The 13174-nt window shown below is 43.0% G+C and carries 11 protein-coding genes; 5 read left to right on the forward strand and 6 right to left on the reverse strand.

What is annotated here, in order from left to right:
- Positions 1-20: 20 nt before the first annotated feature.
- Together fnr and uspE are read left to right on the forward strand one after the other, a co-directional pair.
- Positions 21-773 (forward strand): fumarate/nitrate reduction transcriptional regulator Fnr, encoded by a 753-nt coding sequence (gene fnr / locus AC2204_RS05525; RefSeq protein ID WP_318924478.1) that lies wholly within the window; start codon positions 21-23, stop codon positions 771-773.
- Between the two features lie 203 nt (positions 774-976).
- On the forward strand, positions 977-1918 hold the full coding sequence (gene uspE, locus AC2204_RS05530) for a universal stress protein UspE (RefSeq protein WP_318924479.1): 942 nt from the start codon (positions 977-979) through the stop codon (positions 1916-1918).
- Between the two features lie 193 nt (positions 1919-2111).
- On the opposite strand, the gene AC2204_RS05535 is transcribed toward uspE, so the two are convergent.
- Positions 2112-2390 carry a hypothetical protein gene (locus tag AC2204_RS05535; protein WP_318924480.1) on the reverse strand — a complete coding sequence of 93 codons (279 nt, stop codon included), beginning with the start codon at positions 2388-2390 and terminating at the stop codon, positions 2112-2114.
- 275 nt (positions 2391-2665) lie between these two features.
- Between AC2204_RS05535 and ttcA the strand changes: the two genes are divergently transcribed.
- From ttcA to AC2204_RS05550, 3 genes are all read left to right on the forward strand, one after another.
- Positions 2666-3559, forward strand: a complete 894-nt coding sequence (gene ttcA / locus AC2204_RS05540; protein WP_318924481.1) for a tRNA 2-thiocytidine(32) synthetase TtcA — start codon at positions 2666-2668, stop codon at positions 3557-3559.
- A gap of 468 nt (positions 3560-4027) precedes the next feature.
- Positions 4028-5512 carry a carboxypeptidase M32 gene (locus tag AC2204_RS05545; protein ID WP_318924482.1) on the forward strand — a complete coding sequence of 495 codons (1485 nt, stop codon included), beginning with the start codon at positions 4028-4030 and terminating at the stop codon, positions 5510-5512.
- Positions 5513-5887: 375 nt separating this feature from the next.
- A complete protein-coding gene (locus AC2204_RS05550) occupies positions 5888-7774 on the forward strand; it encodes a PKD domain-containing protein (RefSeq protein WP_318924483.1) in 1887 nt (628 codons plus the stop codon).
- A gap of 45 nt (positions 7775-7819) precedes the next feature.
- On the opposite strand, the gene AC2204_RS05555 is transcribed toward AC2204_RS05550, so the two are convergent.
- The 5 genes from AC2204_RS05555 to AC2204_RS05575 all read right to left on the reverse strand — a co-directional run bounded on the left by AC2204_RS05555 (position 7820) and on the right by AC2204_RS05575 (position 13149).
- The gene (locus AC2204_RS05555) at positions 7820-8500 is read right to left on the reverse strand and encodes an RES family NAD+ phosphorylase (protein ID WP_318924484.1); all 681 of its coding nucleotides are present in this window, start codon (positions 8498-8500) and stop codon (positions 7820-7822) included.
- The gene (locus tag AC2204_RS05560) at positions 8501-8905 is read right to left on the reverse strand and encodes an MbcA/ParS/Xre antitoxin family protein (protein ID WP_318924485.1); all 405 of its coding nucleotides are present in this window, start codon (positions 8903-8905) and stop codon (positions 8501-8503) included.
- Positions 8906-9090: 185 nt separating this feature from the next.
- Positions 9091-10320 (reverse strand): peptidase T, encoded by a 1230-nt coding sequence (gene pepT, locus AC2204_RS05565; RefSeq protein WP_318924486.1) that lies wholly within the window; start codon positions 10318-10320, stop codon positions 9091-9093.
- A gap of 151 nt (positions 10321-10471) precedes the next feature.
- Positions 10472-11719 (reverse strand): ABC transporter substrate-binding protein, encoded by a 1248-nt coding sequence (locus AC2204_RS05570; RefSeq protein ID WP_318924487.1) that lies wholly within the window; start codon positions 11717-11719, stop codon positions 10472-10474.
- Positions 11719-13149, reverse strand: a complete 1431-nt coding sequence (locus AC2204_RS05575) for an ATP-binding protein (RefSeq protein ID WP_318924488.1) — start codon at positions 13147-13149, stop codon at positions 11719-11721. The genes AC2204_RS05570 and AC2204_RS05575 overlap by 1 nt, the downstream gene beginning before the upstream one ends.
- Positions 13150-13174: the final 25 nt, after the last annotated feature.

Raw genomic sequence — 13174 nt, forward strand, 5'->3', positions numbered from 1 at the left:
TCAAATTGGTTAGCAGGATTATGATTTCAGACAAACTTACAACCAAACGTGTCCAGTTAGGTGGGTGTGCTATCCACTGCCAGGATTGCAGTATTAGTCAGTTGTGTATCCCATTCACACTGAATGAGTCTGAGTTAGATCAATTAGATCACATTATTGAGCGCAAAAAGCCGATCCAAAAGGGCCAGGAGCTTTTTAAAGCGGGCGATGAACTTAAAGCTCTTTATGCGATTCGTTCTGGCACAATCAAGAGCTACACGATTACAGAACAAGGTGATGAGCAGATCACTGCATTCCACCTTGCCGGTGATCTTGTTGGTTTTGATGCCATCAATGAAATGATGCACCCCAGTTTTGCCCAGTCGCTTGAAACGTCGATGGTATGTGAAATTCCATTTGAGACCCTTGATGACTTATCTGGAAAAATGCCGAAACTTCGTCAGCAAATCATGCGACTGATGAGCAATGAGATCAAAGGTGATCAGGAAATGATACTTTTGCTTTCAAAGAAAAATGCCGAAGAACGTTTAGCTGCATTCCTGTACAACCTTTCGCTACGATTTTCTCAGCGCGGTTTTTCTCCTCGTGAGTTCCGTCTGACAATGACCCGTGGTGATATCGGTAATTACCTTGGTTTGACGGTAGAAACCATCAGCCGTTTATTAGGCCGTTTTCAAAAGTCCGATATGCTAAGTGTTAAGGGAAAATACATTACTATCATTGATCACGATGAGCTTTCTCGTCTTGCTGGTGTCAGTAAAAAGAACACGTAATTGTCTGTTTTATCTGTTTGCAAAAAAAAAGTGATACATCCATTAGAGATGTATCACTTTTTTTATATTTATCGGTATATGCACTCCACTTAATCTCTTCTATACGTTACAGTTAATATACTAATCGGGTAAGTCTTGCGTTAAATCAGAGCTCTATGTCTGATTAGTATTGATACCAACACATGTTGTGTCAGGGGGCTGTTATGAAAAAATATAATAATATTCTTGTTGTTGTCGATCAAACTCAGGACCATCAACCGGCTTTATCTCGTGCCGTTCATCTTGCCAGCAAGTCTTCCGGGGTGAAAATTACCGTCTTTCTTGCTATCTACGATTTTTCTTATGAAATGACTTCTATGCTTTCTGCTGAGGAACGCCAGGCAATGCGCCGCGGCGTGGTGGTTCAGCGTGAGGAATGGTTAAAAGATATTATTCGTCCGTATCAGAAAGAAGGGAATGATATCGACGTTCTGGTTGTCTGGCACAACCGTCCATATGAAGCCATCATAGCCGAAGTTTTCAGCAACCATCATGACTTGTTGATTAAAGCAACTCATGAGCATGACAAAATTGGCTCTGTTATTTTCACGCCAACGGATTGGCATTTATTACGTAAATGCCCCTGCCCTGTATTAATGGTGAAAGATCACAGCTGGCCAGATAATGGGAAAATACTTGCATGTGTGAACCTCGCCGCTGAAAGTGAAACGCATGATGCTCTCAACGATGCGATTGTAAGTGAAGCGCAGTGTATTGCCGATATTTTAGGGGCAGAAGTCAATCTGTTAAACGCCTATCCGGCAACGCCCGTTAATATCACCATAGAGTTGCCTGAATTTGACCCCGCCTCATACAGTGATGCGGTTCGCGGCCATCATTTAATATCGATGAAAGCATTACGCCATAAACATAGTATTGCTGAAGAGCAGACCCATGTTGTTGAGGGGTTGCCTGAAGATGTCATTCCCAAAGTGGCAAAAGAGTTAGATGCTGAATTAGTGATCCTGGGGACAACAGGACGCACAGGCTTATCTGCTGTATTTATTGGCAACACCGCTGAGCATACAATTGATAGCTTAAATTGTGATTTACTGGCGCTAAAACCTGAAGGGTACGTTAGTCCGTTAGCGCCAAATATCGATTAATGTAACGACTCTCAATGCTCTATTTCGCGCTCTCACAAAAACGCTTCTGATTCAGAGGCGTTTTCTTTTACCGCTATCGGCATGTGACTAACACAATGCGTTGCTACTATGGGCTTTAATCAACCGGTATGGCGGGTAACGGCACGGGCTTGGTTGGATCTTTTTGCTTAATTTTATCTTTGTTCTCTGTCAGTCATTTAGTCCACGCAGTGATATAGAGCTCGTTGACAATTTCATCGCAATATTTATGGTTAAGCCCGCGACGTGTCCACTCACTGGCAATTGCTACCCGTGTCTGCGTTGTACTCCGACCATACGCGTACGTTTCACATATTTCCAAATTCGACATCTGCTGAGCGGTTTTCGTTACCGTACTGCTACGCATACCGACTTGTGAAGCTTGATTGGCAGTACAGCCGGTCATAGCTAGTGCTGCTGTTGCAAGTATCAACCCAAGATTCGTTTTCTTCATCTTCTTTCCTTTGTCATATCGCAGGTTAACGATAAGAATGGCTGAAATTATACATACTTATCACAGTAAGTGATTATGAAACCTATTTTTTGAGGTCTTGCTCGAAACAGAAATCGATAAAATTACCGAACGGTTCTTAACCAAACATACATCCTTGATGCGCCTTCTTAACTGGATTTGAAGATAACTTTCCAGAAAATGTAAAAAAGCATTATAATCCCCCGCTAATCCATCAGCTGTTCACTACTTTAATTACGGTAGTACGAGATTTGAGAATGAATCAAAAAGATACAAGAAAAGAAACCCTTGAGTTCAATAAGCTGCAAAAAAAGCTTCGACGTAATGTTGGCAATGCTATCACTGACTACAACATGATTGAAGAGTCTGATGTCGTCATGGCATGTATCAGTGGCGGGAAAGATTCTTTTGCCATGCTTGATATTTTATTGAGCTTACAAAAAGCGGCCCCTATCAAATTTGACGTTATTGCCGTTAACTTGGATCAAAAGCAACCTGGGTTTCCTGATCATATCTTGCCAAAATATTTTGAATCTCTTGGTATCCCGTATTATATCGTTGATAAAGATACCTATTCAGTGGTTAAAGAAAAAATCCCTGAAGGCAAAACTACGTGTGGCCTTTGCTCTCGTTTAAGAAGAGGCACGTTGTACTCGTTTGCTGAAAAGATCGGCGCAACGAAGATTGCCCTTGGCCACCACATGGACGACATTGTTGAAACTATGTTTCTTAATATGTTCCATGGTTCACGCTTAAAAGCAATGCCGCCGAAGCTTCGTTCTGACGACAAGCGTAATGTGGTTATTCGCCCACTAACCTATTGTCGTGAAAAAGATTTAATCGCTTTCGCCGAGCAGCGTGAATTCCCGATTATCCCATGTAACCTGTGTGGCTCTCAGGAAAATCTTCAACGACAAAATATCAAAGCAATGCTTATTGACTGGGACAAGAAAACACCAGGTCGTGTTGAGAGCATCTTTAAATCCATTCAGAACGTCAGTCCGAGTCAGTTAGCCGACAGAAATTTATTCGATTTCAATGAGCTGCCATTGGATCGTACGACAGAAAGAGCGGAATACGAGTTTAAAGAAGCAGAGGTTTCCTCTTCGAATATTGACGAATCGATGTTTATTGATGTGACAAATATTTAATCCGGAATATCCAGCGGAGGGCAAATCTCCGCTGTAAAATCAGTATTCTGATTTTAATCGTGTAGACCCGGAAGCCACCTTAACCTCCCTGCCTACATCACACGGTAAGTGTTTGTAAAATCTGTAAGTTCAGTACTTGGCAGATCCTGTGATAACGGACTTTAACCATTTCAATTAAACATCTTCGTTGTATTTAGGCGCCAGCATAAATCTCTGCCCCAGAGCCAAAAAATCTATATATCTACCATTGAGTAAAGCATCAATGACTTTTTTTCATGGACCTCTACACGATTAAAATCAGAATAAAAAACCGCTAACGATATAATCACCCATCACTGGCAACTTTTTAGTCATACATAACGTGAATAATAATCATAATGTACCATTTACTACTAAAGGCATTTTTTATCTCTTCGTTTATCGATATCCTTAGAGGTTAACGCTTTTAAGTCTACGCAAGGACTGATGATGACTTACTATCAAAAACTAGAACAACATTATAAAAAATATGCCCGTTTAAGCCACCTTGGTGCTATCTGTGGTTGGGACCAGGCTTCAATGATGCCCGCTGGTGGTAATGAAGCCCGTTCAGAAGCCATGGCGGAATTGGCCGTGTTGTCTCACCAGTTACTCACGGAACCTCAATTAGCCGATTGGTTTGATCTCGCAGAGCACGAATCCCTTGCCGATGAAGAACAGATTAGCCTGAAAGAGATGAAACGCAGCTGGCAGATGGCCAACCTACTGCCACAATCTTTGGTTCAGGAACAATCGCTGACAGGGTCAAAATGTGAACATGCCTGGCGGACACAACGTGCTGAAAACAATTGGCATGACTTTAGTAAGAACCTTGAACCCGTCGTCAGACTTGCGCGAAAAGAAGCTCAGCTACGCTCAGAAGAGACGGGGTTAAGCCGTTATGACGCGTTGCTTGATCTTTATGAGCCAGGTATGACGACCAAAGAGTTAGATCAACTGTTTGCTGATCTTAAATCATGGTTACCATCGTTCATTCATCAAGTACAAGAGAAGCAGGCGACTGAAACGGTGATCGCACCTCAAGGCCCATTCCCAATTGAAGCTCAAAAAGAGATCAGCCTGGAAGTGATGAATAAACTGGGCTTCGATTTTAATCATGGCCGTTTGGATGTCAGTGTCCATCCATTTTGCGGCGGTGTTCCAACCGATGTTCGCATTACAACCCGCTATGATGAAGAAGATTTCACCTCAGCGCTGATGGGCGTTATTCATGAAACGGGCCATGCCCGTTATGAGCAAGGCCTTCCAGCTCAATGGCACAACTTACCAGCGGGTGAAGCCCGTTCGATGGGCCTTCACGAATCGCAAAGTTTATTTTTTGAGATGCAGTTGGCACGCAACGAGACCTTTATTGGTTTACTGGCGCCTTTGGCTCAAGATGCTTTCATGCGCCCAGATGATAAGGCATTAACAAGCGACAACCTTGCACTTGTCAGCACCCGTGTTAAGCCTGATTTTATTCGTGTTGATGCTGACGAAGTCACCTACCCGGCCCATATCATATTACGGTATGAAATCGAGCGTGACTTGATTGAGGGTAATATCGAGGTTGCTGATATTCCCGAACTTTGGGATAAAAAAATGAATGAACACCTTGGGTTGTCTACCAAAGGTAATTATACCGATGGCTGTATGCAAGATATCCACTGGACCGACGGCAGCTTCGGCTATTTTCCGTCGTATACCTTGGGCGCAATGTATGCGGCGCAGTTTATGGCAGCAATGCGTACAGAAATGAACATCGAGAACCTGATCCGCGAACGAAACCTGACGCCGATTTTCAACTGGCTAGATAAGCATGTATGGAAGAAAGCGAGTACGCTCTCGACAGATCAGATCCTGATTAATTCAACAGGAGAGCGCCTGAATCCAGAATACTTCAAAAAACACCTTATTGATCGTTATCTGAAGTAATCGCGCCTCAATCATCATGTGGAGGTTGTTAATCAACCTTCACTTAGTTGTCTTTACCAATTTCAATCTGGCGGTAGCTCTGCACAGTTGCTAAGCACAACTTTGACATACGCCAGATCTTCCAGTCCTTGTTCTGTTGTTGTGATTAATATTCCGATAGACGCACTACCAAGCGGAGAACCCCTCACCGATGATCTCACTCGTAAAGTTAAGCAAGAGATAATACGGATCCGACTACTTAATATGTATGTGATCAAGAAAACAGAAGCTCATTGCTTAACACTATGTTTTCTTACCTACCTAATTAATAAACTGAATTCTGCGCCAGCCTCTGTGCAATGAGGCTCCTTATCACTTTCTAATTAGGTGTAGATTATGGAAAGACTCAACGTTAAGCCTATTTTGGCCGCAACAGTCCTCGGCCTTTGTAGTATGCAAGCACAAGCGGTGCTCCCTTCCTCTGATACTTGGCCAGCACAAATTATCGGGGTTAATACCTATCAGTTAGATCCAGCACTGTTTATGCCGACCGGAAAAATACGTCTCGGCCAGATGGATTTTGAACTGTCCCAGGCTGAGATTGATCAGGTCAGCGAGCAGTATAAAGCGCAGGGGCAGGAAGTGGTTGATCAGCAAATTCGTATTTTAAAACTAAAACGTCTGGTCTGGCTGGCACCTTACTCTTTCCAACTGCCTAATGAACGCCCTCACTGGGCCATGGCGATGGCACATGCCGCGGCATTGTTTAAAAATGTCACGGGTATCGATGATCCTTACCATGATGCCAACCTCTATGCCGCTAAATCGTTACAAGAAGCCGGAATGGGCGCAGATTATGCCAATGTTCCTGGTTATTTCACCTACCCAATTCTGCCTAAATACCAAGATGTCGATGCAACACAGCCAGACATTAGGGGGATTTGGAACACCTTGAGAGGCGGACGAACCAAACACGATGGTTTCTTCCAGCTAGAGGGGCATATGTATTCTGCCTATGGCGAGCTTATGCGGATGTTCCCTAATCGTTTTTATAAGGATCTTTACCCGACCGATGACTATCACGCTGTCACTCCGGCAGAAAAAACATCACCGTTATACAATCAGATTTTCAAACCTGAACCGGGCAAAAACAGTTTTGTCCCGAGTGCTATCGGCGCGTCTTACTACAATATTTTCGCATACTATACCGTGGCGCGTTCGGCACAGGAGTTTGGCCTGTTTGCCAAAGATGCTAAAGATCCACAGGCACTGACCAAGATCATTTCTGTTGGTTACAACCGGGGGCTAAGCTCTGAGAGTCTGGCGATGTTCCCGCTAAAACCGGAGCGTCGTGATGCCTGTATGCAGAAAGCAAACATCGACTCTTGCTTCGATCTGACTGGCGATGGTTCTGGTGGCTTTGGTATCAACTACTTATATCAGGTGCCGTATAAAGCCAAGGCATTGAAAGAAGTCGCTGATACCAGTGGCCCGGGCTACCCTGGCTACTACACTTCAAATATTGATTGGCAAACAATTATTACCTATCTTGATGCTTTAGCACCGCTTTATACCAAAGAGGAGCTTCAAGCGGCACAGGATGGTGCTTATATCGCGTTCAGTAATATCCAGCAAAATGGCGTGATTGACTTTGCCAACCAGTTTGGTGACGTACTGGATGCAATTTTGCTGGCCTTGCCGGTTGATACTCCGTGGAGTCAGTTATGTAACAAAGACGGCAGTATATATGATGCCTTTGACCGCAACGGTACCTTTAAAGGTCAGGAATCAACCTACAAGTGTTTGCCAGAAAGTGTTGAAAAACCACTGTATTTAGAAAAACCTGCCGGCGATGTCGCTCCCGTCGCATACGCAGGTGCTGATATCAAGGTAACCTCGATTGGATCTGTCGAATTAACTGGAGCGTTATCTCATGACAGAAACGGAGATGCGTTAAGCTTTAATTGGTCGCAAGTCTCGGGAACCCCTGTAACACTGACAAACGCCAATACAGTGAAGCCAAGTTTTGCAGTGACAGATCTGACAACGGCGACTTATACCTTTCAGTTAACGGTGACGGCTAACGGTAAATCGTCTTCCGATACCATTACGGTAACGGTTGAAAAAGCGTCGTCTGGCGGCGGAGAGGCCATATGGCAACCAAGCGTCATTTACAACAAAGGCGATAAGGTGACGTTTAACGGCGAAGAATACACCGCGAAGTGGTGGACCCAAGGGGATCAACCGGGAGTCTCTGCGGTGTGGAATAAAACGTCTGTATAAATTCAGTTCATAAAAAAAGCCGCTAAGCGGCTTTTTTCAAGTCGTTCACACTAGGTTGATTTCAAGTACAGAGTTAACGGATCCGCCATTCCATTTATAAGTAAAATGTTTTGACTGACAAACCTTATCCACTAAGTTAGGTTTAAATAACGCATAGCAATCATAGCCCTGATGACGAATAGATTGATATAAAATACCATCCCCTTTTTTACTTTTTACGTTATCAGCAATGGCCTGTGAGTGGGTATAATTTGTCGGGTGATACACCTGTGAATCAAGACACTCTTTACCAGTCAAATCTGTCAATTCAGCCGTAAACCAGGCATCAATACAGCGCATTTGAATATCTTGCGCCGGTTCGCTGGTATAGCTCATTATCCGCTCTATATGGTGCACGGTTTCTTTAATCGCAGTGTTTACATCCGGTGAGGCATAATAAGCACCATAGTCTGATGTGTTGAATCGGGCCCCATCAGGATTGATGTGAGTAAACGCCGCCATAACAAAGCTACAGTGTGGAATACCCACTAAACGATCTTCTGGGGCAATCCCCGAAAAGTCGCCGACTTCTTCAGCTAGACGAGGATTAGTGATCGCTTCAACGGCAAAAATAGCTTCAAGCTGTGCAGGATCAGACACATCTTCGTAAAGGTTAATTGGTGGATATTTCGAAGGGATCAGTCGATAACAATGCTGATTTTCGTAGGATTTAATCGGATAAGACATCTACGACTGCCCGCCCCGCCATGCATTCAAGCGGGATGCCACCTGATAAAGGTCGACCACACGCCCTTGAGTCATCACATCCATGGCGGAAGATCCTGCAAAAAAAGGATGGAAGTTAGGTTTCTGTACCCAGTTATAAATGCTGTCTTCTGCTGTGAACATGATGCGCAAGCATTTATGGATGTTAAGTATGTAACTCATACGCTCAAGAAGATCTTTCGAGACTTTGGCGGATTCCGGATGGCTCCGGTATTTATTAAGGGTTGAGCGGCTGGTTAAACCTAACATGGCTATTTGCTGTGCCTGGGTACAAGACCATTTGTCCAGAATATTGAAGACCACAGGTAAAACGGTATTTCCGGCTTCTGGTTGTGGCTGGTGGTGAGTGGCCTTTGAAGTGTTCATGGCTATCCTCTCCGTTGATTTGCCTGACTGTCTATTTATAGACAATTTCAATCAAAAAGTCCATTAATACTGACGAGGTCAATTGATTATTTGCTGACGTTATAAACAAAAAAATACCGATCAAAAAACGGATCGGTATTTTTAGATATCGTACTTACCTAAAAAAGTACTAATACAGAAATAACTTATTGATATTTAACTGCTGTGTTCTCTGCAAGTTTCACAATAACCTTTACCGCCTGCTCCATACCTTCAATGGTAATGAACTCATGGATACCGTGGAAGTTATAGCCACCGGTGAAGATATTTGGGCATGGCAACCCCATGAAGGACAAGCGTGCACCATCGGTACCGCCACGAATCGGCTTAATATCTGGCTTCACATCACAAGCAATCATCGCTTCTTTTGCTAATTCAATAACATGTGGATGTGGTTCAACCATTTCACGCATATTGAAATAGCTGTCTTCTAAGATAAGCTCTACCCGCCCTTTGGTTAACTGGCTGTTCAGCTCATCGACTTTTTGCTGCATGAAGGCTTTACGACGCTCTAAACCTTCACGGTCAAAATCTCGAATGATGTAACCCAGCTCGGTCTTAGCCACCGCAGATTCCATCGATTTCAGGTGATAGAAACCTTCGTAGCCATCTGTACATTCGGGGGTTTCATCTGCCGGCATCATCAATTGGAACCGAGCGGCAATATTCATGGCGTTTACCATTTTATCTTTTGCTGTGCCCGGGTGAACGTTAACACCGTGACAAATGACATCCGCCGACGTTGCATTGAAGTTTTCGAATTCAAGCTCACCTACCGGACCGCCATCAATGGTATATGCCCATTGTGCACCGAACTTTTCAACATTAAATAAGTTAGCACCACGACCAATTTCTTCATCTGGCGTAAAACCGATGCTGATATCACCATGTTTAATTTCAGGATTGGCCTTCAGGTATGCGATAGCCGTGATGATTTCAGCTATTCCCGCTTTGTTATCAGCACCCAGTAAGGTTGTACCGTCAGTGGTGATAATGTTGTGACCGTGTAACTTATTAAGGTCCGGGTACTGAATTGGCGATAGCACTTCATCACCAGCTCCCAAAGCAATATCCCCACCCTTATAGTTTTCAACGATCTGAGGTTTTACCTCTTTGCCCGATGCATCCGGTGCGGTATCCATATGAGCAATGAAACCAATGCACGGTACGTCATGTTCAACATTAGATGGCAAACGCGCCATTAAGTAACCATGTTCGTCCAGCTCAACATTACACAGCCCAAGCTCAATAAGTTCTTTCTTTAATTGCTCAGCAAGTACAGTTTGCCCATTGGTACTCGGGCAATGGGCAACTGAAGGGTTAGATTGAGTATCAAAGCTCACGTAGCGTAAAAATCTCTCAATTAATTGGTCCATGTCCCACTCTTTAGTTGAATATTTAAGAAAAGCATCAAAACGAAGAATCGTTAAGAATTGACCGTCAGTATCAAACAATTGGAGAGTAAATGGCTTGAGTTGGGTCAGTTTTTGGTGAGACTGGAACCAATTTCAAGACTATCTCAGTCAATTACTCCATTAGTATTCCGCTTTTGGGAATACTTTGCAGATGCAAAATAACTTGCTCTGCCTTCATGGAAGGCTCATTAAAAAAGCGAAATAATTCACTGGATACGGCTTTTTGAATCAAAGGACTAACGGCCATTGAATCAATAATGCTTGGAATCATGGTATTTTGTTGGCTTGCAAGATTAAAGTCTTGCTGTGATTGAAGTGCGCAAGCATTAAAACCTTCCAGTAATATATCATTACGGGCGGGGATAGACCCCTTGACTTGATTAAATTGGCGCAAAAATTCGGGTTCTGCTAGTGTTTTCGCTAATGCATAAGAAGAATCATCATCAAGCAAGGGGCCATCAAAAATAGCAAAGCTATCCATGTTATAAATGAATCCAGAATGTTTTCCAGGTGTTGGGAAACATCCTATTTTCTCAGGCACCGATCCGCCTTGGGCAATCAACTCACCAAGGGTCCAATCCCCCGAAATCTGAAATGCCCGCTTGCCATCCAATAACTCTCTGGTGGCTGTATCCCATCCAATGCTAGTCATATCTGGCAGCACTATTTCGCTTATTTTCCGAAATTTATCTAATACTTCAACCGTGATCTCACTGTTTAAGTAACTGGGTTCCAAATCAATAAACGCCTTTCTGTAATACTCAGCGCCTCCATAGCCAAAAGCTATATTTTCAAATAGTTGTACAACCTGCCATGGCTCGCTCCCCATCGCCAAAGGAGGAATATTTCTTCTTTTTAATTCACGAAAAACAGTGATGGCTTGGTCCCATGTTGTCGGTACCGATAATTGATACTGTGACAAAATGTCATGATTAACCCACATCCAATTGAGTCGGTGAATAGTAATAGGGATAGCAACATAGTGATCTTGATATCGATGGATCTCTTGTGCCAAGGGAAGCAAGGTTTTATTCCATTCATGCTTTGCAGCAATTGTATTGAGTGACTGTAAAAAACCCAATGCAGCCCAAGATTGAAGCGATCGCCCTTCCAATTGTGCTATATCCGGCAGATTTCCCGCAATGGCTCGCGCCTGCAGAATGGACATCGCCCTATCACCTCCGCCGCCTTGAACCGGAAAACTAACCACCTTAATATCTTTTTCATTGAGCGCTTTTTTGACGATATTAAATGCCGCAGCTTCACCTTTTGATGTCCACCAATGTAAAAACTCGACTTCACGTTCAGCAAGCGCAGTACAGGTAAATAAAAGCAACATTAGAACAGTAATCGATCTCATTAATCTCTCGTAAATATCAAATGAACTTCCAACCCCTTTTCAGGATGATTCATAATCTTTAAGTCTCCACCATGACTCCTTGCAATACTCCGTGCGATCGTCAGGCCTAACCCAGATCCTGACTCATCTTGTGGATGCGCCCTGAAGTAAGGTTCAAATACTTTTTCAATCAATTTTTTATCAATTCCCGGGCCATAATCCCTAATGATAATCTGCAATATTTGGACATTATCGTTGATGCTTATATCAACCTTTTTACCATACATCACGGCATTATCGACAACATTGTAAATACAACGTTTTATTGCTAACGGTTTACCTAAATATGTTAGTGGTTTTCTACTATGGATGGTGACGCAATGATGGTTGCGATTATAGTAGTCTCGGCAATGGTCCAATAACTGCGTTACATCTATCCATTCGGGCTCTTCGTGAATATTGGTATCACGTATACATTGCAATGCGCCGTTTAACATCACGTCAAACTCATTAAGCAACTTTTCAAAGCGTTGTTTTGTTGCTTCATCATCCAACATTTCCGTTCGCAGTTTTAAACATGCCAATGGTGTTTTTAAATCGTGAGATATGGCACCAAACAACATTTCCCGATCTCGAATATAGGACCGTACTCGACGGTTCATTTTATTGAAAGCATGCACTGCGGTTCGAGTTTCTTTACTGCCTTCTTCTTTGACTTCTGGTACAGAAAACTGCCCTCCCATTAGCGTTGCCGCTTTAGCTAATGACTTAATTGGGCGAATCTCTCTTTGTAATATCCAGGCAGTACATAACATCAGCATAATTGATGTCATACCTAAAAAGAAAGCTTGTCGTTTATCGATAAATGTCGGTTCAAGGGAAGAAAAAGGAACCGGTAAGACTGCCGCAACGTAGAACCATTCCTTGTCTGACATTTCTATCTGTATCACAATGATAGGAAGATCAAGTTCGCCAAGTGCAAGGCTATATTTGGCCCAAACCTCTGGTAACTCTTCAAGCTTAATTCCTGAATTAAATATTCTCATATCATCACGGCGCGTCATTGCGACTTGAATACTCTTCGCGATATTCACTTTTTGATGGAGGATATCACTGGCCACTTTTGTCAGGTTTCGAGTTATAGCCATACCATCAAGTGGTTTGACTGGCAGTTCACGATTATTGATCGAAATAAAGAAGCGAGTACCACCCAACTCCCGGAGTTGGTTAAGAATTAAATGACGATATTTTATAGGTAAAGAGTAAAAATAATTGTAAGTATCAACAGCACTGGTTGTGATACTTACCATAGTATCACGCAAACTTTTCTCTTCTTTACTGGCATTAGATTGAAACCAAATAATACCGGCGGCTAACTCCGCTATAACGATAATAACCAGCAATGTTGCACCAACACGAAAAGAAATAGAACGAACAAAACTAAATCTCATGACTTAACATCCATTCACGTTTAGG

The sequence above is a fragment of the Photobacterium sp. genome (genome assembly GCF_057456235.1).

Excerpts from the sequence above, each read along its gene's own strand:
- ttcA (WP_318924481.1), top strand. The coding sequence starts at position 2,666 with ATGAATCAAAAAGATACAAGAAAAGAAACCCTTGAGTTCAATAAGCTG.
- AC2204_RS05545 (WP_318924482.1), top strand. The coding sequence starts at position 4,028 with ATGACTTACTATCAAAAACTAGAACAACATTATAAAAAATATGCCCGT.
- uspE (WP_318924479.1), top strand. The coding sequence starts at position 977 with ATGAAAAAATATAATAATATTCTTGTTGTTGTCGATCAAACTCAGGAC.
- AC2204_RS05560 (WP_318924485.1), bottom strand. The coding sequence starts at position 8,905 with ATGAACACTTCAAAGGCCACTCACCACCAGCCACAACCAGAAGCCGGA.
- AC2204_RS05555 (WP_318924484.1), bottom strand. The coding sequence starts at position 8,500 with ATGTCTTATCCGATTAAATCCTACGAAAATCAGCATTGTTATCGACTG.
- pepT (WP_318924486.1), bottom strand. The coding sequence starts at position 10,320 with ATGGACCAATTAATTGAGAGATTTTTACGCTACGTGAGCTTTGATACT.
- AC2204_RS05570 (WP_318924487.1), bottom strand. The coding sequence starts at position 11,719 with ATGAGATCGATTACTGTTCTAATGTTGCTTTTATTTACCTGTACTGCG.
- AC2204_RS05535 (WP_318924480.1), bottom strand. The coding sequence starts at position 2,390 with ATGAAGAAAACGAATCTTGGGTTGATACTTGCAACAGCAGCACTAGCT.
- AC2204_RS05575 (WP_318924488.1), bottom strand. The coding sequence starts at position 13,149 with ATGAGATTTAGTTTTGTTCGTTCTATTTCTTTTCGTGTTGGTGCAACA.
- fnr (WP_318924478.1), top strand. The coding sequence starts at position 21 with ATGATTTCAGACAAACTTACAACCAAACGTGTCCAGTTAGGTGGGTGT.
- AC2204_RS05550 (WP_318924483.1), top strand. The coding sequence starts at position 5,888 with ATGGAAAGACTCAACGTTAAGCCTATTTTGGCCGCAACAGTCCTCGGC.